The sequence below is a fragment of the Winslowiella toletana genome (genome assembly GCF_017875465.1).
Lineage (GTDB): Bacteria > Pseudomonadota > Gammaproteobacteria > Enterobacterales > Enterobacteriaceae > Erwinia > Erwinia toletana.
The window spans coordinates 1,040,135-1,060,363 of record NZ_JAGGMQ010000001.1 but is presented as its reverse complement, the minus strand read 5'-3'; the positions used below and the strand labels follow the sequence as shown (position 1 = coordinate 1,060,363).

Genomic DNA, 20,229 nt, shown 5'->3' with positions numbered 1-20,229 from the left:
CCTGCGCGGCTTCGGCAAACGGTTTATGCGCTCCTTGTATCCGCCGCTCACCACGCTGCCGGAGGTGTCGATTTCCGCCTGGCGCATAACTTTTGCCGATCGCTTATAGCTTTTTAGACTTCCAAATCACCAAACGGTATATAAAACCGTTACAGCTTTTCACTGCGTTATAAATACACTGATGGTTACTGGTGGCATTCGCCAGATGCTGACTTCAGGGTGCTAAATGACTTCTTCCAGGATAAACAAATTCGTAAGCGGCGCAGCCTTATCGCTGCTGCTGGCGAGCGCTGCGCAGGCGACGGAGTTACTTAACAGCTCTTATGACGTCTCACGCGAGCTGTTTGTCGCGCTGAATGCCCCTTTCGAGAAGCAGTGGGCAGAGCAGCATCCTGGTGACAAACTGACGATTAAACAGTCGCATGCCGGTTCTTCCAGGCAGGCGCTGGCGATTTTGCAGGGGCTGAAAGCCGATGTGGTGACTTATAATCAGGTCACTGATGTGCAGATTCTGCACGATCGCGGCAAGCTGGTCGCCGCCGACTGGCAGCAACGACTGCCGAATAACAGCTCGCCGTTTTACTCCACCATGGGTTTCCTGGTGCGTAAGGGCAATCCAAAAAATATTCACAGCTGGAGCGATCTGGTGCGCAGCGACGTGAAACTGATTTTCCCCAATCCGAAAACCTCCGGCAACGCGCGTTACACTTATTTAGCGGCGTGGGGAGCGTTTGATCAGGCGGATGGCAAGGACAAAGCGAAAACTGAACAGCAGATGACGCAGTTTCTGAAGAACGTCGCAGTATTTGATACCGGCGGTCGCGGCGCGACAACCACCTTTGTTGAGCGTGGACTGGGCGATGTGCTGATTAGCTTTGAATCTGAAGTGAATAATATTCGTAACCAGTACGGCAAAGATGATTACGAAGTGATCGTGCCGAAAACCAATATTCTGGCGGAGTTCCCGGTGGCCTGGATCGATAAAAATATCGAACAAAATAAAACCACTACCGCCGCCACAGAGTATCTCAACTACCTTTATTCGCCGCAGGCGCAGCAGATTATTACGCAGTTCTACTATCGCGTGCACAATCCTGAGCTGATGGCGCAGCAGAAAGAGCGTTTCCCGCCTGTGGCGCTGTTCCGGGTGGAAGATGCTTTCGGTAGCTGGGATCAGGTTATGAAAACCCATTTCGCCAGTGGTGGTGAGTTAGATAAGTTGTTAGCGGTGGGGCGCGGGTGATGTTTGCAGGAAGTAGTAAGCGGGTTCTGCCCGGATTTGGACTTAGCCTTGGCAGTAGCCTGTTTTTCACCTGTCTGGTGTTACTGTTACCGCTGAGCGCACTGTTAATGCAGCTGTCGCAGATGACGCTGGCGCAGTACTGGGAAGTGATCACCAACGAGCAGGTGGTGGCGGCCTATAAGGTGACGCTGCTGGCCGCCGGTGTGGCATCCCTTTTCAATGCGGCTTTCGGCATGCTGATGGCGTGGATCCTGACCCGCTACCGTTTTCCGGGGCGCGCGCTGCTTGATGGCCTGATGGATCTGCCATTTGCGCTGCCAACCGCCGTTGCAGGTTTAACCCTGGCCGGACTGTTTTCGGTAAATGGCTGGTATGGCGAATGGCTGGCGCAGTATGACATTAAAGTCTCTTACACCTGGCTCGGTATTGCCGTCGCCATGGCCTTTACCAGCATCCCGTTTGTGGTGCGTACCGTGCAGCCGGTGCTGGAAGAGTTAGGCCCGGAGTATGAAGAGGCGGCGCAAACCCTTGGCGCCAGTCCGTGGCAGAGTTTCCGCCGCGTGGTGTTGCCGGAAGTGGCGCCTGCGCTGCTGGCCGGCACTGCGCTGTCGTTTACCCGCAGTCTCGGAGAGTTTGGCGCGGTGATTTTTATCGCCGGTAATATCGCGTGGAAAACCGAAGTGACCTCGCTGATGATTTTTGTGCGTTTGCAGGAGTTTGATTATCCGGCCGCCAGTGCCATCGCCTCGGTGATTCTGGCCGCCTCGTTACTGCTGCTGTTTGGCATTAATACCCTGCAGAGCCGGTTTGGCCGTCGCCTGGGAGGTCAGTAATGGCTGATGTATCTGAATTTAACGGCGTCGCGCGTCCGCGTATCAACTGGAGCAAGTGGCTGCTGATTGGTCTGGGTATGCTGATCTCGCTTGGTTTGCTGGTGGTGCCGCTGATTGCCATTTTTGCTGAGGCTTTTGCCCAGGGGATTGGCGCGGTGTTCAGCAACCTGCAGGATCCCGATATGCTGCACGCCATCTGGCTGACGGTGCTGGTGGCGTTGATTACCGTACCGGTGAATCTGGTGTTCGGCACGTTGCTGGCGTGGCTGGTAACGCGCTTTACCTTTCCGGGACGTCAGCTGCTGCTGACCCTGTTTGATGTGCCATTTGCGGTATCGCCGGTGGTTGCTGGCCTGATTTATCTGCTGTTTTACGGCACCAACGGTCCGGCTGGCGGCTGGCTGGATGCGCATAATATCCAGCTGATGTTCTCATGGCCGGGCATGGTGATGGTGACGGTGTTTGTCACCTGTCCGTTTGTCGTGCGCGAGCTGGTGCCGGTGATGTTAAGCCAGGGCAGTCATGAAGATGAAGCGGCGGTGCTGTTAGGCGCCTCCGGCTGGCAGATGTTCCGGCGCGTGACGCTGCCGAATATTCGCTGGGCATTGTTGTACGGCATTGTGCTGACCAACGCGCGCGCGATTGGCGAGTTTGGTGCGGTCTCGGTGGTTTCGGGATCGATTCGCGGCGAAACCTATACGCTGCCATTACAAGTTGAATTACTGCATCAGGACTACAACAGCGTCGGCGCTTTTACTGCTGCTGCGCTGTTGACCCTGATGGCGATAGTGACACTGTTTCTGAAAAGCGCGCTGCAATGGCGTTTAGAGAGCCAGGACAAGCGCTTGCAACAGGAGGGAAATCATGAGCATTGAGATTAACTACATCAATAAATCATTTGGCCGTACCAAAGTGCTGAATGACATTACGCTGGATATCCCTTCTGGCCAGATGGTGGCGCTGCTTGGCCCCTCCGGATCCGGTAAAACCACGCTGCTGCGGATTATCGCTGGCCTCGAGCATCAGAACAGCGGTCAGCTGAGTTTTCATGGTAAAGATGTCAGCCGCCTGCATGCGCGCGACCGCCAGGTTGGTTTTGTGTTCCAGCACTATGCGCTGTTCCGCCATATGACGGTTTTCGACAATATCGCTTTTGGTCTGACGGTATTGCCACGGCGTGAGCGTCCTTCTGCTGCGGTGATTAAACAGAAAGTGACGCAACTGCTGGAGATGGTGCAACTGGGCCATTTAGCCAGCCGCTATCCGGCGCAGTTGTCCGGTGGTCAGAAGCAGCGCGTGGCGCTGGCGCGCGCGCTGGCCGTTGAGCCGCAGATTTTATTGCTGGATGAGCCTTTTGGCGCGCTGGATGCACAGGTGCGTAAAGAGCTGCGCCGCTGGCTGCGTCAGCTGCACGAAGAACTGAAATTCACCAGTGTGTTTGTCACCCATGATCAGGAAGAAGCGATGGAAGTCGCCGATCGCGTGGTGGTGATGAGCCAGGGCAATATTGAACAGGTTGGCACCCCGGATGAAGTGTGGCGCGAGCCATCGACGCGCTTTGTGCTGGAGTTCCTTGGTGAAGTAAACCGTTTTGACGGTGAAATTCACGGTTCGCAGTTCCATGTTGGCGCGCATCACTGGCCACTGGGTTATGCACCAGCGCATCAGGGCAACGTTGAACTGTTCCTGCGTCCGTGGGAAATCGACGTCAGTCGTCAAAGCAGTCTTGAAACCCCGCTGCCGGTGCAGGTGCTGGAAGTCAGCCCGCGCGGTCATTACTGGCAGGTGGTGGCTCAGCCTGCGGGCTGGCATCTCGATCCGGTGACGCTGGTGGTGGAGGGCGACAATGTTGCCCCGATTCGCGGTGAGCGTCTGTTTGTCGGCCTGCAACAGGCGCGTCTGTATAACGGCGATGTGCCATTACGCGCGGTTGCCTTTGCTGAAAGCGCCTGATATTTTCTGGCATAATCCATTTAAGAAAGAGGCGGGATTTATCCCGCCTCTTTCTTTGTGCATCATATAGCCTTATCGCGCCATGCATCGGCCAGCCAGGAAGCCACAGTGACGACACTCGAACAGACCATCGGTAACACCCCGCTGATTAAACTCCAGCGCCTGACGCCTGCGAATGGCAGTGAAATCTGGCTGAAGCTGGAAGGAAATAACCCTGCCGGATCGGTAAAGGATCGCGCGGCGCTGTGGATGATTCAGCAGGCGGAACAGCGCGGTGAAATCCATCCGGGCGATGTGCTGATTGAGGCCACCAGTGGCAATACCGGCATTGCGCTGGCGATGATTGCAGCGATGAAAGGCTACCAGCTGAAACTGCTGATGCCGGACAATATGAGCATTGAGCGTCAGGCGGCGATGAAAGCGTATGGCGCCGGGCTGATTCTGGTCAGCAAACAGCTGGGAATGGAAGGTGCGCGTGATCTGGCACAGGAGATGGCGGCGCGTGGTGAAGGCAAAGTGCTGGATCAGTTTAATAACCCGGACAATCCGCTGGCGCATTACAGCACCACCGGCCCGGAAATCTGGCGGCAGACTGACGGACGCCTGACCCATTTTGTCTCCAGCATGGGCACTACCGGTACCATTACCGGTGTCGGTCGCTATCTGAAAGAGCAGGGCCATGGTGTTGAGATTGTCGGGCTACAGCCGGAAGAGGGCAGTGCGATTCCTGGTATTCGCCGCTGGCCGGCCGCTTATCTGCCTGGCATCTACCGTCCTGAATTAGTTGATCGGGTTATCGATATGGGGCAGAACGAAGCGGAGCAGACCATGCGTCAGCTGGCGCAACGCGAAGGGATTTTCTGTGGCGTCAGTTCCGGCGGTGCGGTAGCGGGGGCGCTGCGGATTGCGCGTGAGCAGCCAGGCAGCGTGGTGGTGGCGATTATCTGCGATCGTGGCGATCGTTATCTCTCGACTGGCGTTTATAACTGATGGACGGGCGGCGAAAACGCCGCCCCTGCGGTTGATTGAGGTCGGGGCGGCATTTCGCCGCCCGTGTAAATGATTTACTCCCGCTCCAGCGCATGAATCGGATCCATCCGTGCGGCGCGGCGGGCGGGAAAGAAGCCAAACAGCACGCCAATCAGGCTGGAACAGATAAAAGCGGCAATAATCGAGAACGGCGAATAGATCATAGCGAAACTGCTGCTGCTCTGCGCCAGCAAGACACCTGGCAGCAGCGCCAGCAGTACGCCAATAATGCCGCCGGTCAGACAGACCAGCACTGCCTCAATCAGAAATTGCTGCATAATATCGCTGGCGCGGGCGCCCACCGCCATACGTACGCCAATTTCCCGCGTTCTTTCAGTTACCGATACCAGCATAATATTCATTACGCCAATGCCGCCAACCAGCAGCGAAATCAGCGCAATCGCCGCCACCAGCAGCGTCATGGTATTGGTGGTGCTCTCAATCGCATTGCGAATGCTGTCGGTGTTCATAATAAAGAAATCTTTGCTGCCGTGACGCTGTTGCAGCAGTTTGGTGACCCCCTGTTCCGCCACCGCGAGGTCAATATTATCCTTTATCCGCACCGTAATGCCGCTAAGGTAAGTTTTGCCAATCATGCGCTTCATCGCGGTGGTGTAAGGCACCCAGATATTGAGGTTGCTGTCGCGGCCAAAGCTACTCTGGCGCGTGGCAACCCCGATAATCCGTACCGGCATATTGCCCAGCATAATCACCTGACCCAACGGATTTTCATTGTTGGGAAACAGTTTCTTCAGCGTATTTTCATCAATCACCGCTTCCTGCGCGACCGCATCAACACTGGCGCGATTAAAGGCCATTCCCTGCGATAAGCGGTAGCCACGGACGGCAAAAAATTGCTCACCCACGCCATTTACCGCAATCGTCAGCGCCTGGTTACGGTATTTCAGTGTGGTGCTGTTAGTGATCGAAGGGGTGACACTGTGGACATAGGGCTGCTGCGCCAGTGCATCGGCATCACTGGGGCGCAGCGTCTGGATGCGTGCGGAATTCATATCGCCAAAATCAGCGCCGGGGAACACATCCAGCGTACTGGTGCCCATTGAGCTAATTTCCTGCAGGATTTTTTGTTGCGAACCTTTCCCCAGCGCCACCACTGAGACCACCGAAGCGATACCAATAATAATGCCAAGCATGGTGAGGAAAGTGCGCAACCGCTGCGACATCATCGAAACCAGCGCCATTTTAAAGGCTTCATTCAGACGGTCGCGCAGTGCGCGCCAGGGGTGCGGAACCACCGGAGGGCTGAACTGAATCCGCTGATGTTGCGGTACACCCTCGCTGCGGTTATCGGCAATAATTTCGCCGTCGTGGATTTCGATAATCCGGTCGGCGTTTTGCGCAATGCGCATATCGTGAGTGACGATCACCACGGTATGTCCCTGCTGATGCAGATCGCGCAGGATATTCAGCACTTCTTCGCCGCTGTGGCTGTCCAGCGCCCCGGTCGGTTCATCGGCGAGGATCACTTCGCCGCCATTCATCAGCGCACGGGCAATACTGACACGCTGCTGCTGACCGCCGGAGAGCTGGCCCGGACGGTAGTGCAGGCGTTCACCCAGCCCTAAGCGTGTCAGTAACGCCGTGGCGCGCTGACGGCGTTCTGCGTGGCTTTTACCGGCATAGATCGCCGGGATCTCAGCATTGCCCAGCGCGCTAAGTTCACCGAGCAGGTGATAACGCTGAAAGATAAACCCAAAGTGCTCGCGACGCAGTTCGGCCAGCGCATCGCTGTCGAGCCGGGCGGTGGCTTTGCCCGCCACCAGATAATCACCGCTACTGGCTTTATCCAGACAGCCTAACAGGTTCATCAGCGTCGATTTACCGGAGCCGGAAGCGCCGACAATCGCCACAAACTCGCCAGCCTCGATCGACAGGTTGATATTTTTCAACACCCGCACGCGCTGTTCACCGCTGCTAAACTCGCGGTTAATCTGTTTCAGCTGCAGAAGCGCCATCCGTTACATCCCCACCGGGTGTGCGGCATCTGAGGCGGTTCCCTGGCTGATAATCACCTGTTCACCGGCTTTCAGGCCCGCAGTAATCTGCGCTTCGATATTGTTATTAATACCGACTGTGACTTCACGGCGCGTTATCTGCTGCTGGTCATCCACTACCTGCACGCTGGTTTTACCGTTGAGCGTATCCAGCGCAGTCGAAGGGATAACAATGGCGTTCGGGTGATCGCCCAGCACAATATGCACTTCAGCGGTCATTGAGATGCGCAGCGTATGTTGCGGATTAGCGACATCAAACAGACCGTAGTAGTAAATCGCCTCACTGGAGGATGACGCGCTGGAGGTGCTGCCACTGCTGGCGCTGAGGCTGCTGTCGGTATTAATCGAATCGGGCGCAGGTTCAATTGCACGCAGGGTGGCGCTGTAGCGTTTATCAGGCTGGCCGAGAATGGTAAACCATACCTGCATGCCAGGCCGGACGCTGACCACATCCGCTTCGGAAATCTGCGCTTTAACCGTCATGGTATCGAGGTTGGCGACTTTAACAATGGTTGGCGCGCTCTGTACGGCGTTAACCGTCTGGCCCTCTTCAACCGGAATTGACACCACGGTGCCATCCATAGGAGAAAGGATCTGGCTGTAGCCAAGATTGACCTGCGCGGTATCGACCTGGATCTGCGACTGGATAATTTGTGCATCCAGCGCCTGGATATCAGCTTGCGTGCTGTTGAGATTGGCCAGTGCGGCATCGTAATCCGCTTTCGCGGTCAGGTTCTTTGCCAGCATCGCTTTCTGGCGTAAGAATGCGGCATTATAGTTGGTCAGCACCGCCTGCTTAGCCGCGCGCTGCGCCTGGATATTTTTCAGCGCCGCCTGCGCATTGCGCAGTTCGTTTTGCTGCGTCAGGTTATCAATTTCCGCAATTAGCTGGCCCTGTTTGATCTGTTCGCCAAGCGTAACCTGTAGCGATTTTATCTGGCCTGATGCCTGCGCGCCGACGCTTACTTGCTTGCTGGCGGTAATCTTGCCATCGGCCAGCACTGTCTGTTGCAAATCGCGCTGTTGCGCCAGTGCCGTAATATAATTGGGTTTTTGCTGAACTTTATGCAGGCTAAACCAGCCAAACAGCCCAACAACTGCCACAATTAGCAAAATAATAATGATCCAGCGTCGGCCTGAAGCGCGGCGTAATTCCATAACCAAAAGATTCCTTTATCCGGGGGCAGTGCAGATATAACGCAAAACTTTACGCCTGCAAAGCTAAACCGGCGTTCAAGGATCTGCTGTCTGAGTTGTAAGGATTAAGTAAAATCAGCTGCTAAACAACCTGCCACAGGTGAAAATAGCGTCAACTATGATCGAGAGAAGCACAATGAAAATTTTATTAGTCGACGACGATGTTGAATTAGGCACCATGCTCAGCCAGTACCTGATCGGCGAAGGCTTTGATGCTTCGCTGGTGCTGACCGGCAAAGCGGGCGTGGAAGGTGCGCTTTCCGGCGAATATACCGCGATGATCCTCGATATTATGCTGCCGGATATGAGCGGCATTGATGTGCTGCGTCAGGTACGCCAGAACAGCCGCCTGCCGGTGATTATGCTGACGGCGAAAGGGGACAATATCGACCGGGTGATCGGTCTGGAGATGGGCGCTGATGACTATATGCCGAAGCCCTGTTATCCGCGTGAGCTGGTAGCACGCCTGCGTGCGGTGCTGCGTCGTTTCGAAGAGCAGGTTCCGGCGCCGGAAAAGAAAGATCTGATTACCTGGGGGGATCTGGCGCTAAATCCAGCCACCCGCATCAGCCAGTGGAAAAATAAACCTTTTGATCTTACCGCCTCGGAATTCAATCTGCTCGATCTGCTGCTGCGTTCGCCGGATCGCGTGGTATCAAAAGATGAGCTGTCCGAAAAAGGCCTCGGACGTCCGCGTGAAGCCTATGACCGCAGCGTCGACGTGCATATCAGTAATATTCGTCAGAAGCTGGCCCAGCTGACAGGTGATACCATCAATATTGAGACGGTGCGCAGCATCGGTTATCGCATTCGATGAATAGTCGTTTTCGTGGTCGTCTGTTCTGGAAGATCCTGTTTGGCTTCTGGCTGGTGTTTCTGGTGATCAGCCAGCTGTTATGGCTCGGCTTTACGCTCAATGGTAAGCATCATGAACCGCCGGAAAATATCACCGTACGCCGTATTGTTAACCTGCAAATGACCTCAGCAGTATCGGTATTGCAGCGCGGCGGGCTGACGGCGCTTAACGATATGATGGCTGACTGGTCGCCGGGCGACCGGCGTTTCTTCTCGGTGGAGCCGATGCCGATGCCGCCGCAGGAGACTTCACGCAAAGAGCTGGACCATATGCTGACGCCCGGTTCGTTTCCCAGTGAAGTGGTTGAATGGGTCACCGGCGCTGATGGTCAGCAGTATATGCTGCGCTATGACGTCAGGGGGTTACGTGAAGACAGCGCGATGGGCGGCCATCCGCGCAATATTCTCAATATTCCGGAGCCGATGTTTATCTTCGCCGGCGTGGCGGGATTGCTGTTTAGCCTGTTGCTGGCGTGGAACCTGACGCGGCCAATGCGTCAGCTGCGCGAAGGTTTCGCCAAAGTGTCGAACGGCGATCTGTCGGTGCGGCTCTATCCCACGATGCGTCGCCGCCACGATGAGTTATCAATTGTCGCCAGTGATTTCGATGCGATGGTCGAGCGCCTGTCGGTGCTGGTGCGGGCGCGTGAAGAGTTACTGCATGATGTCTCCCATGAGTTGCGTTCGCCGCTGGCGCGCCTGCAACTGGCGACCGGACTGGCGCGCCAGACACCCGCTTCCGTTGAAAGCTCGCTCGATCGTATTGATGAGGAAGCGCGTCGGCTGGACAAGATGATTGGCGAGCTGCTGACGCTGTCGCGCGCCGAGAACGAGACCATGCCTGATGAGCAGTATTTCGATCTGCTGGGGTTGCTGGAGGCGGTGGTCAACGATGCGCGCTATGAAGCGCAGGTGCCGGGCGTGGAGATTCTGCTGGATGCCAGCCGCAAAGAAGACTTTACCGTGAAGGGCAATGCTGAACTTATCCGCCGCGCGGTGGAGAATGTGGTGCGCAATGCGCTGCGTTTCTCACTACACGGGCAGCAGGTGAGGGTGACGCTACGTCAGGAGAGCCACTGGCTGGAGATTTGCGTCAGTGATAATGGCCCGGGGGTTGAAGCGGAAAAACTGTCCAGCATCTTTGATCCTTTTGTCCGCGTTAACTCGCCGCTGATGGGCAAGGGCTACGGTTTAGGGCTGTCGATTGTGCGTAAGGTGGTCCTGGCGCATCAGGGTGAAGTACATGCGGTTAACGGCAAACAGGGCGGTCTGGAGCTGACCATTCGCCTGCCGCACTGGGTGGTGTAAGGCAAAAAAAACGGTGCCTGAGCACCGTTTTCACTTCAACGCTGAGTTACTTCCTGATGCGGATAATTGGGGTTTCGCCCACAACTACGCTACCGGTAAGTTTGATCAGCTCTTTGATCTCATCCATATTCGAGATCACTACCGGAGTCAGCGTAGACTTCGCTTTCTCTTCCAGCAGCGCCAGGTCAAACTCGATGACCACGTCACCTTTCTTAACCTTCTGACCTTCTTCAGCGATGCGTTTAAAGCCTTCGCCTTTCAGTTCAACCGTATCGATACCGAAGTGGACAAACAGCTCAATGCCATTGTCAGATTCGATAGAAAAAGCATGGTTAGTTTCGAAAATCTTACCGATGGTACCGTCTACCGGCGCTACCATTTTGTTGCCAGCAGGCTTGATGGCGATACCGTCGCCAACAATTTTCTCTGCAAACACAACATCCGGCACGTCTTCGATATTTACGATTTCGCCAGACAGTGGTGCAACGATCTCAATGGCACCAGACGTCGTTTCTGATTTATCGCCAAAAAGTTTAGAAAACAAACCCATGATCTTCTCCTAAGCAGTAATATTGGGCCAGCGTCTCGCGGAATCAGCAGAGTGTTTTTTCTTCAATGAACTTGTTGACCAGGTTCATTAACTCTTCCGCGGTCGGTTGAGCCAGAGCCTGCTCTGCTAATGCCTTCGCATCTTCAAAATTCGTATTACGAATAATTTTCTTGATGCTTGGGATAGAAATGGCACTCATACTAAATTCATCCAGCCCCATTCCCAATAACAGTAGTGTAGCACGTTCATCACCTGCCAGCTCACCACACATACCGGTCCATTTGCCTTCAGCATGAGAAGCATCAATAACTTGCTTGATCAGACCAAGGACGGATGGCGTCATCGGGTTGTAGAGATGGGAGATCAGATCGTTGCCGCGATCTACCGCCAGAGTATACTGCGTCAGGTCATTTGTCCCAATACTAAAGAAATCGACTTCTTTCGCCAGGTGGCGGGCGATCACTGCCGAGGCGGGTGTTTCCACCATAATGCCTACTTCGATAGTCTCATCGAAAGCTTTGCCTTCGTCACGCAGTTGCGCTTTAAGCAGCTCCAGCTCGACTTTCAGCGCGCGAACTTCTTCCACTGAAATAATCATCGGGAACATAATGCGCAGTTTGCCGAATGAGGAAGCACGCAGAATAGCGCGCAGCTGGGCATGCAGAATCTCTTTACGATCCATGGCGATACGGATAGCGCGCCAGCCGAGGAACGGGTTATCTTCTTTTGGCAGGTTCATGTACGGCAGATCTTTATCGCCGCCGATGTCCATGGTACGCACGATCACTGCCTGCGAGCCCATGCCTTCGGCTACCGCTTTATACGCCTGGAACTGCTCTTCTTCGGTTGGCAGCGAGTCGCGATCCATAAACAGGAATTCAGTACGATACAGGCCAACACCTTCTGCGCCGTTGCGCTCTGCACCGGCGATATCACGCACGGTACCGATATTGGCGCACACTTCAACCTGATGTCCATCCAGGGTGATAGCCGGCAGGTCTTTCAGTTTTGCCAGATCGTTTTTCTCGGTAACATATTGGTTGTGTACCGCTTTCAGTTCCTCGATAACGTCCGCAGTCGGGTTAACATAAATTTTATTGTTAACGCCATCAAGGATCAGATAATCATCATTTTTCACCAGCGAGGTGACATTGCCGGTACCGACGATGGCAGGCAGCTCCAGGGAGCGCGCCATAATGGAGGTGTGCGAAGTGCGGCCACCCAGATCGGTAATAAAGCCCAGCACTTTGTCCAGGTTCAGCTGTGCGGTCTCTGAAGGCGTCAGATCTTTCGCCACCAGCAGCACTTCTTCTTTAATCGCGCTCAGATCGACGATATGCAGGCCAAGGATGTTCTGCAGCAGACGTTTACCGATATCACGCACATCAGCTGCACGCTCTTTCAGATACTCATCGTCCAGCTCTTCCAGCGCTTTGGCCTGGCCTTCAATGATGGTGTGAGCCGCAGCGTCAGCAGAGGCTTTCTCGTCTTTAATCAGGGCTATGATTTCCTGCTCGAGCTCTTCATCTTCCAGCAACATAATGTGGCCTTCGAAGATCGCTTCTTTTTCTTCACCGAATGTTTCGCCGGCTTTGATTTTGATTGCTTCGAGCTGCTCAGCGGCCTTACTACGGCCATCAAGGAAGCGCTTAACTTCCTGATCGACTTCTTCAGCAGAAATCTTTTTCCGGTTAATAACGATTTCATCTTCCTTCAGCAGAAGTGCCTTGCCGAAAGCGATACCCGGTGATGCTAAAATGCCTGAAATCATAACCTTACCTTTTTATAACGATGGCTTATTAGGCGACAAAACGCGGTGCCAGAGTTGCAAAAGTGTACTTTACGAAAGCAACAACGCGGACGTGATGTCCGCGATCAAAATGTTTGCACTCACTTCTGCCTGATGAAACATTTGCCCCGACGGACCGGGCGAATTACTCGAGCTCAGCCATCAGTTTAACCAGATGCTCAACCGCCTGCTGCTCATCTTCACCTTCAGCAGACAGGTTCACAACCGTGCCCTGAGTCAGACCCAGAGTCTGCAGTTTGAACAGGCTTTTCGCACTGGCGGATTTACCGTTAGAGGTCACAGTGATTTCAGAGGTGAAGCCTTTCGCTTCTTTCACGAACTGAGCAGCCGGGCGAGTGTGCAGACCGTTTGGTGCGGTAATTGTAACTTCTTGCTGGAACATTATATTTCCCCAACTTAATTGGTTTGGTGTTGTGGATCTAAAGTCTAGCCTGGGGGCCGAACTTTAGCCTGTGTTGGTCGCGCTGGCTTGAGTACAGGACTCGCCAAAAAATGCGCAATTAAGGGTAAAAGATGCAGCGTCGCAATAACCTGCTCTGAGCGCCGCTGGTCCACTTACCATTATGCCGCGCTTTGTACTGCATCGCCAAACCGGTAAATCGATTCAGCTAGATCCAATCGCGCGACGATTAATTTTGTGGATCGAAATAATTGCCAGCTTAAATACCAGACCTGGCGGGGTAAAATCAATCTGCATCCCCACTAAAGTATGATGAAGGTCACAAAAAAGGGCCGTTTAGCACCGATAGCCACATCAAATCAGACCATTTTTAAGCCATCATATTGCGCAAAATTAAGCGCATTTTTTTGCATAAATCAGACTAATCCGCGGCAGCAAAAAAAAACGCTCCGCAGAGGAGCGTTTTGTCGCAATTGTGTCGCGTCATCTGGGGCAAAAAAGCGCCTGCCGCGACAGATTATCTTACTGCTGCAGCTCTTTTTCGGTAAACAGATCGGCAAACAGTGCGGTACTGAGATAACGCTCGCCGGAAGAGGGCAGGATCACCACGATATTTTTGTTGGCGAAAGCTTCATCTTCCTGCAGCTTCAGGGCGGCTGCCACCGCTGCGCCGGAGGAGATACCGGCCAGAATGCCTTCTTCTTCCATCAGGCGGCGCGCAGTAGAGATTGATTCTTCATTGGTAATCGCCACAACACGATCGATCAGTTTCAAATCAAGGTTGCCGGGGATAAAGCCCGCGCCGATACCCTGAATTTTGTGCGGACCCGGTTTAATCTCTTCACCGGCCAGCGCCTGAGCAATCACCGGAGAGTCAGTCGGTTCCACCGCCACGGTAATAAGATCGGTTTTACCTTTGGTGTTTTTAATATAACGGCTGACACCCGTCAGCGTACCGCCGGTGCCGACACCGGCAATAAACACATCCACTTCGCCATCGGTGTCTTCCCAGATTTCCGGGCCGGTGGTTTTTTCATGAATTTCCGGGTTGGCCGGGTTGCTGAACTGCTGCAACAACACAAACTTATCCGGATCGCCCGCCACAATCTCTTCGGCTTTGGCAATCGCGCCTTTCATGCCTTTCGCGCCTTCGGTCAGCACCAGGTTAGCACCCAGCGCTTTCAGCAGTTTACGACGCTCGACGCTCATGGTTTCTGGCATGGTCAGGGTTAACTTGTAACCGCGCGCCGCAGCGACATAAGCCAGTGCGATACCAGTGTTTCCGCTGGTGGGTTCAACCAGCTCATTGCCGGGTTTCAGAATGCCACGTTTTTCAGCGTCCCAAATCATATTGGCACCGATACGGCATTTGACGCTGAAACTCGGGTTGCGGGATTCTACCTTCGCCAGAATGCGCCCATTACCGATGCGGTTCAGTCGAACCAGCGGCGTATGACCGATTGTCAGAGAGTTGTCTTCATAGATCTTACTCATAGCCCGTCCTTAACTGTATGAAATTTTGGCAACCCTAAGAGCATACCCTTTCAATTTCAGCACGGAAGGAAAGAAATCGTATATGTATATGATTGTCTGAAATAAGGCCTGCTGAAATGGCATAAGGCGGGGGAGTGCATTAATTCGGGCGGCGATAACGCCGCCCCTACAGGTTAAATGTAGGGGAGCCGTTATCGGCTCCCGCTTACCGCCCCCAGCCGATCGCGATAGCGGTCAACCCACATCGCGGTGGCACCACACACCGCCACCGGCATAATCGCCAGATTCAGCAGCGGCACCATGGTGAACAGGCTGACCAGCGCGCCAAACTGCATATTGTCGGTTTTATGCTGACGCAGCGCGCTGCGCATCTGCTGAAAACTCACTTTATGGTTATCAAACGGATAGTCGCAATACTGAATCGACAGCATCCAGGCGCTGAACAGAAACCACAGCACCGGCGCGACCGTCTGGCCAAAACCGGGAATAAAATAGAGCAGCAGCAGTCCCAGCGCGCGTGGCAGGTAATAAGCCAGTTTCTGCCATTCGCGCTTCATAATGCGCGGGATATCCTTTACCAGGCCCGCCCAGCCGCTATCGGGCAGCGGTTTGCCGGTCAGCCGTGCTTCCAGCTGTTCGGCCAGCAGACCGCAGAACGGGGCGGCAATCCAGTTGGCGATGGTGGAAAACAGATAACTGAACACCAGCACAATTGAAATCACGGTTAGCGGCCACAGCAGATAGCTTAACCACTGCAACCAGTCGGGAATATGGCCCATCAGCGCCGGGATCCAGTGGCCCAGACGCTCAAACAACCAGATAAAAGCGCCGCCCATCAGTAAAATATTAATCAGCAGCGGCAGGATCACAAAGCGGCGAATGCCAGGCAGGCGGATTAGGTTCCAGCCCTGTCTGAAGTAGTAAATACCATTATGCGTGTTAAGGTTTTTCTCGGTTGCCATCGACAGCGTCTCTCCTTTTGGTGGCAGTGCAGCGCTATCATAACGCAGCTTTTTACGCTGACTAGCGGGCGATTGGATGAAAAAACAACAAAAAAGCGTGGTTTGGCTATCTAATTTGTTAGAAAATAGTGCGCAGACTTGCACTTGTGTAGCGGGGCAAATACAGTTAGAGGATAAAGTTTGCCGTGGTGGCAAGGTATTGGAACAACAGAGAATACAATGATGCAGGATTTGCGTCTGATATTAATCGTTGTTGGCGCGATCGCCATAATAGCGCTTCTTCTTCATGGCTTGTGGACCAGCCGTAAAGAGCGCTCATCCGTTTTTCGCGATCGCCCGCACAAGCGTTTAAAGCAAGATAAACAGCAGGGCCCAGCCGACGACGAAGATGAAGGCGTCGGTGAAGTGCGCGTGCGCCGTTCACAACCTCAGCATGATGAGCCGTCGCTTGGTGGCTTTGATGCGGCTGACGACGACGTGCCGCCGCGTCAGCCTGCGCCACGCAAACAGCCTGAACCTGCGCGTCATGTGCCGGCGGTGGAAGAGCCGCCTGAACTTGATCCGCTGTTCGATGCTGAACCGCCGTACACTGCGCAGCCAAAAGCCGCACCTGCTGCGCCGCAGCCGGTAAAACAGCCGGTGAAGGCGCAGCCACAATTTGATCCGCTGTCAGACGATGAGCCGGAAGAGGATGAGGTGGAAACGCCTGCACCGCAGCCTGTCGCCCAGCCGGAGCCGCCAAAAGAGCGCAGTAAAGAGACGGTGCTGGTGCTGCATGTTGCGGCGCATGCCGGTGGCGTGCTTAACGGTGAAGCCTTACTGCAGGGGGTTCTGCAGGCCGGTTTCCAGTTTGGCGAAATGAATATTTTCCATCGTCATCTGAACCCGGCGGGCAGCGGTCCGGTGCTGTTCAGCCTGGCGAATATGGTGAAACCCGGCTCCTTCAATCCGGATGAGATGTCTGATTTCTCCACGCCTGGCGTGTCGATCTTTATGATGGTGCCATCCTATGGCGACGCGCATCAGAACTTTAAGCTGATGCTGCAATCTGCCCAGCGTATTGCCGACGATGTCGGTGGCGTGGTGCTGGATGATGAGCGTCGCATGATGACGCCGCAGAAGCTGGAAACCTACAAGGCGCGTATTCGCGATGTCATCGACGCGAACGCCTGAAGACTGTTTGTTATTAATATCCCCCCAGAACCCCCGCTAGCCGGGGGTTTTTTATCTCCGATGGTGCGTTATGGAATCCATACAAGACAAAATCACCCATTTGCGAACCACGCTTGCTCATCATGAATACCTGTATCATGTGATGGATGCGCCGGAAGTGCCGGACGCAGAGTACGACCGCCTGATGGGCGAACTACGCGAGCTGGAACAGCAACATCCAGAACTGATTACCCCGGATTCGCCGACGCAACGTGTCGGCGCCGCGCCGCTCAGCGCCTTCGAGCAGGTGCGCCATGAAGTGCCGATGCTGTCGCTGGATAACGCCTTTGATGAGGCCACTTATCTGGCGTTTAACAAGCGGGTGCAGGATCGACTAAAAACCAGTGATGAAATTACCTTCTGTTGCGAGCTGAAACTCGATGGTCTGGCGGTCAGCCTGCTGTATGAAAATGGTCTGCTGGTGCGCGCCGCCACGCGCGGTGATGGCACCACTGGCGAAAATATTACCGCCAATGTGCGTACTATCCGCGCCATTCCGCTGCGTCTGCAGGGGGATAATATTCCGGCGCGCATTGAAGTGCGTGGCGAAGTATTTCTGCCACAGGCGGGTTTTGAAAAGCTGAATGACGAAGCGCGCCGTACCGGTAATAAGATTTTTGCTAACCCGCGTAATGCCGCGGCGGGATCGCTGCGTCAGCTCGATCCGCGTATCACCGCCAGACGTCCGCTGAGCTTCTTCTGCTACGGTTTTGGCCTGCTGGAAGGCGGCGAAATGCCTGCCAGTCACTGGCAGCGTTTGCAGCAGCTGAAAGCCTGGGGCCTGCCGGTCAGCGACCGTATCCGCCTGTGTCACAGCGCTGAAGAGGTGCTGGCGTTTTATCGTCAGGTTGAAGCTGAGCGTCCCAGCCTCGGCTTTGATATCGATGGGGTGGTGATTAAAGTCGACGATCAGCAGTTGCAGGAACAGCTGGGCTTTGTCGCCCGCGCGCCGCGCTGGGCGGTGGCGTTTAAGTTCCCGGCGCAGGAGCAGATGACCAGCGTACGCGACGTCGAGTTCCAGGTTGGCCGTACCGGCGCGATCACGCCGGTCGCGCGCCTCGAGCCGGTGCTGGTGGCGGGGGTGATGGTCAGCAATGCCACGTTGCATAATGCCGATGAGATTGAGCGTCTTGGTCTGCGCATCGGCGACCGCGTGGTGATCCGCCGCGCCGGTGATGTGATTCCGCAGGTTGTCGGAGTCGTGGAGTCTGAACGTCCTGACGATACGCGTGAAATCCTGTTCCCCAGTCATTGTCCGGTCTGCGGCTCAGATGTGGAGCGGGTTGAAGGTGAAGCGGTCACGCGCTGTACCGGCGGGCTGATTTGCGCTGCGCAGCGTAAAGAGGCGCTGAAACACTTTGTCTCCCGTCGTGCGCTGGATGTGGACGGTATGGGCGACAAGATTATCGATCAGCTGGTGGAGAAGGAGTATGTTAAAACGCCAGCCGATCTGTTCCGTCTGACGGCAGGCGTGCTGACCGGTCTGGATCGCATGGGACCCAAATCAGCGCAGAACATCGTCGATGCACTGAATAAAGCCAGGCACACCACGCTGGCGCGTTTTCTCTATGCGCTGGGCATTCGTGAAGTCGGCGAGGCCACAGCGGCGAATCTCGCCGCCCATTTTGGCACGCTGGAAAAGATTATGGATGCCGATCTGGACGCATTAATCGCAGTGCCGGATGTCGGCACGGTGGTCGCCAGCCATCTGCGCAACTTTATGGAAGAAGAGAGCAACCGTGAAGTGATCCGTCAGCTGGTCGAGGATAGCGGTATTCACTGGCCGGCGGTGGAAGTGGTGAATGTTGCGGAAATCGACAGCCCGTTTGCCGGTAAAACGGTGGTGCTGACCGGCTCACTGAATATTATGGCGCGTGATGATGCCAAAGCCAGATTAGTGGCGCTGGGGGCGAAAGTCAGCGGCAGCGTATCAAAGAAAACCGATCTGGTGATTGCCGGTGAAGCGGCAGGCTCTAAACTGGCGAAAGCGCAGGAGCTGGGCATTGAGGTGATTGACGAAGCCGAAATGATTCGTTTACTGGGTGATTAATATGGAAAAAGAGAACCTGATTGAGATTGCCAACAGCGTGATGCCATTTGGCAAATATAAGGGGCGGCGGCTAATTGATCTGCCGGAACCTTATCTGCTGTGGTTTGCCCGCAAGGATGAATTTCCTGCCGGGCACCTCGGCGAGCTGATGCAGCTGACGCTGGCGATTAAAATTGAGGGACTTGAAGGACTGGTGACGCCCTTAAAGCGTGACTGAAAAAAACGGCTCGTGTTCACGAGCCGTTTTTGTCTCACTTCTGCGATTCAACCACTGTTTTATTGCTGCTGGCCGCCAGCTTTTTCGCGGCTTCCGCTTCGCCTTTTTTCTTGTAGCGCTGGGCGATCATCGAACAGACCATTAACTGCACCTGGTGGAAAATCATCAGTGGCAGCACGATAATCCCCACGGCGGACGCCGGGAACAGAATATTGGCCATCGGCACGCCGTTCGCCAGACTCTTCTTCGAGCCGCAAAACAGAATGGTAATCTCATCGGCGCGATTAAAGCCAAACAGGCGTGCAGCCAGCAGGTTAATCGTCAGAATCACAAACAGCAGACCAAGGCTGACGGCGAGGATAAACAGCAGTGTGGTGACGCCGACGCGGTTCCAGATGCCATTAACCACGGCTTCACTGAAGGCGGAATAGACCACCAGCAGAATCGAAGTCTGGTCAGTCTTGCCGATTAAACCGCGATGTCTCTCCACCCAATCGGCAATCCAGCGGCGTGACAGATGACCGACGACAAATGGCAGCAGCAGTTGCAGCATAATGCTGCCGATTTGTTCTAAACCGTTGGTGGCGCTGTCACTGTGGACATTCATCACCAGACCAACCAGCAGCGGGGAGATAAACACCCCGAGCAGGCTGGAAGCCGATGCGCTGCAGATAGCGGCCGCGACGTTACCACCCGCCAGCGAGGTGAGGGCGATAGCCGACTGCACCGTGGCGGGCAGAATGCACAGATACATAAAGCCGGTATAGATATCTTCGCCGATGTTAACGGGATGCCACCAGGCAAACAGCAGGCCGACAATCGGGAACAGCACAAAGGTACTGAACATCACCCACAGATGCAGCCGCCAGTGGCTGCTACCGGCGATGATTTTCTCGCGCGACAGCTTGGCGCCGTGCATAAAGAACAGCAGCGCAATCGCTGCGGTAGTCAGCCAGTGGAAAAACACCACGAAATCGCCGCGCGCGGGCAGGAAACTGGCCAGCAGCACGGTGATAATCAGTTTTACCATTAGTGGATCGATTCTGAAAATGCCCATTATTAACGCCTGGTTAAATAAATATCCGGCTATTGTGCGCTGAC

General features: G+C 54.7%; 19 protein-coding genes. 11 read left to right on the top strand and 8 right to left on the bottom strand.

All coding sequences use genetic code 11. From position 1 onward, the window contains the following. The first annotated feature begins 226 nt into the window (after positions 1 to 226). From J2125_RS04980 to cysM, 5 genes are all read left to right on the top strand, one after another. On the top strand, positions 227 to 1,243 hold the full coding sequence (locus J2125_RS04980) for a sulfate ABC transporter substrate-binding protein (protein ID WP_017803273.1): 1,017 nt from the start codon (positions 227 to 229) through the stop codon (positions 1,241 to 1,243). Further along, positions 1,243 to 2,076, top strand: coding sequence for a sulfate/thiosulfate ABC transporter permease CysT (cysT, locus tag J2125_RS04975; RefSeq protein WP_017803274.1), 834 nt, complete (start codon positions 1,243 to 1,245; stop codon positions 2,074 to 2,076). The genes J2125_RS04980 and cysT overlap by 1 nt, the downstream gene beginning before the upstream one ends. Then, a complete protein-coding gene (cysW, locus tag J2125_RS04970) occupies positions 2,076 to 2,951 on the top strand; it encodes a sulfate/thiosulfate ABC transporter permease CysW (RefSeq protein ID WP_017803275.1) in 876 nt (291 codons plus the stop codon). Before cysT ends, cysW begins: the two co-directional genes overlap by 1 nt. After that, positions 2,941 to 4,029, top strand: coding sequence for a sulfate/thiosulfate ABC transporter ATP-binding protein CysA (cysA, locus tag J2125_RS04965; RefSeq protein WP_017803276.1), 1,089 nt, complete (start codon positions 2,941 to 2,943; stop codon positions 4,027 to 4,029). The genes cysW and cysA overlap by 11 nt, the downstream gene beginning before the upstream one ends. 108 nt (positions 4,030 to 4,137) lie before the next feature. Next, on the top strand, positions 4,138 to 5,019 hold the full coding sequence (gene cysM, locus J2125_RS04960; RefSeq protein ID WP_017803277.1) for a cysteine synthase CysM: 882 nt from the start codon (positions 4,138 to 4,140) through the stop codon (positions 5,017 to 5,019). A gap of 74 nt (positions 5,020 to 5,093) precedes the next feature. Here the strand turns inward: cysM and J2125_RS04955 are convergent, their stop codons facing one another. Next, positions 5,094 to 7,034 carry a MacB family efflux pump subunit gene (locus J2125_RS04955; protein WP_017803278.1) on the bottom strand — a complete coding sequence of 647 codons (1,941 nt, stop codon included), beginning with the start codon at positions 7,032 to 7,034 and terminating at the stop codon, positions 5,094 to 5,096. Positions 7,035 to 7,037: 3 nt separating this feature from the next. Continuing rightward, entirely contained in the window at positions 7,038 to 8,231 is a 1,194-nt protein-coding gene (locus J2125_RS04950) for an efflux RND transporter periplasmic adaptor subunit (protein WP_017803279.1), read from the bottom strand. A 175-nt stretch (positions 8,232 to 8,406) separates the two neighbouring features. On the opposite strand from J2125_RS04950, the gene J2125_RS04945 reads away from it, so the two are divergent. Together J2125_RS04945 and J2125_RS04940 are read left to right on the top strand one after the other, a co-directional pair. Beyond that, positions 8,407 to 9,087, top strand: a complete 681-nt coding sequence (locus J2125_RS04945; protein WP_017803280.1) for a response regulator transcription factor — start codon at positions 8,407 to 8,409, stop codon at positions 9,085 to 9,087. Further along, the gene (locus J2125_RS04940) at positions 9,084 to 10,433 is read left to right on the top strand and encodes a sensor histidine kinase (RefSeq protein ID WP_017803281.1); all 1,350 of its coding nucleotides are present in this window, start codon (positions 9,084 to 9,086) and stop codon (positions 10,431 to 10,433) included. The genes J2125_RS04945 and J2125_RS04940 overlap by 4 nt, the downstream gene beginning before the upstream one ends. A gap of 46 nt (positions 10,434 to 10,479) precedes the next feature. Here J2125_RS04940 and crr read toward each other — a convergent pair whose 3' ends face one another. From crr to cysZ, 5 genes are all read right to left on the bottom strand, one after another. After that, on the bottom strand, positions 10,480 to 10,983 hold the full coding sequence (gene crr / locus J2125_RS04935; RefSeq protein WP_017803282.1) for a PTS glucose transporter subunit IIA: 504 nt from the start codon (positions 10,981 to 10,983) through the stop codon (positions 10,480 to 10,482). Between the two features lie 43 nt (positions 10,984 to 11,026). Continuing rightward, entirely contained in the window at positions 11,027 to 12,754 is a 1,728-nt protein-coding gene (ptsI, locus tag J2125_RS04930; protein WP_017803283.1) for a phosphoenolpyruvate-protein phosphotransferase PtsI, read from the bottom strand. 163 nt (positions 12,755 to 12,917) lie between these two features. Further along, the gene (gene ptsH, locus J2125_RS04925) at positions 12,918 to 13,175 is read right to left on the bottom strand and encodes a phosphocarrier protein Hpr (RefSeq protein WP_017803284.1); all 258 of its coding nucleotides are present in this window, start codon (positions 13,173 to 13,175) and stop codon (positions 12,918 to 12,920) included. A gap of 540 nt (positions 13,176 to 13,715) precedes the next feature. Next, positions 13,716 to 14,687: a cysteine synthase A gene (gene cysK, locus J2125_RS04920; RefSeq protein WP_017803286.1), complete on the bottom strand. Its 972-nt coding sequence runs from the start codon at positions 14,685 to 14,687 to the stop codon at positions 13,716 to 13,718. Positions 14,688 to 14,878: 191 nt separating this feature from the next. Then, entirely contained in the window at positions 14,879 to 15,649 is a 771-nt protein-coding gene (cysZ, locus tag J2125_RS04915; protein WP_017803287.1) for a sulfate transporter CysZ, read from the bottom strand. A gap of 76 nt (positions 15,650 to 15,725) precedes the next feature. Between cysZ and J2125_RS04910 the strand changes: the two genes are divergently transcribed. The 4 genes from J2125_RS04910 (at position 15,726) to J2125_RS04895 (ending at position 19,128) form a co-directional block, all read left to right on the top strand. Beyond that, on the top strand, positions 15,726 to 15,872 hold the full coding sequence (locus J2125_RS04910) for a hypothetical protein (RefSeq protein ID WP_157819481.1): 147 nt from the start codon (positions 15,726 to 15,728) through the stop codon (positions 15,870 to 15,872). Next, positions 15,869 to 16,822 (top strand): cell division protein ZipA, encoded by a 954-nt coding sequence (gene zipA / locus J2125_RS04905; RefSeq protein WP_017803288.1) that lies wholly within the window; start codon positions 15,869 to 15,871, stop codon positions 16,820 to 16,822. The genes J2125_RS04910 and zipA overlap by 4 nt, the downstream gene beginning before the upstream one ends. 70 nt (positions 16,823 to 16,892) lie before the next feature. Next, positions 16,893 to 18,911 carry an NAD-dependent DNA ligase LigA gene (gene ligA / locus J2125_RS04900; protein ID WP_017803289.1) on the top strand — a complete coding sequence of 673 codons (2,019 nt, stop codon included), beginning with the start codon at positions 16,893 to 16,895 and terminating at the stop codon, positions 18,909 to 18,911. A gap of 1 nt (position 18,912) precedes the next feature. Next, positions 18,913 to 19,128 (top strand): DUF3820 family protein, encoded by a 216-nt coding sequence (locus tag J2125_RS04895; protein ID WP_017803290.1) that lies wholly within the window; start codon positions 18,913 to 18,915, stop codon positions 19,126 to 19,128. 34 nt (positions 19,129 to 19,162) lie between these two features. Here J2125_RS04895 and J2125_RS04890 read toward each other — a convergent pair whose 3' ends face one another. After that, the gene (locus tag J2125_RS04890) at positions 19,163 to 20,185 is read right to left on the bottom strand and encodes a bile acid:sodium symporter family protein (protein WP_017803291.1); all 1,023 of its coding nucleotides are present in this window, start codon (positions 20,183 to 20,185) and stop codon (positions 19,163 to 19,165) included. Positions 20,186 to 20,229 lie beyond the last annotated feature (44 nt).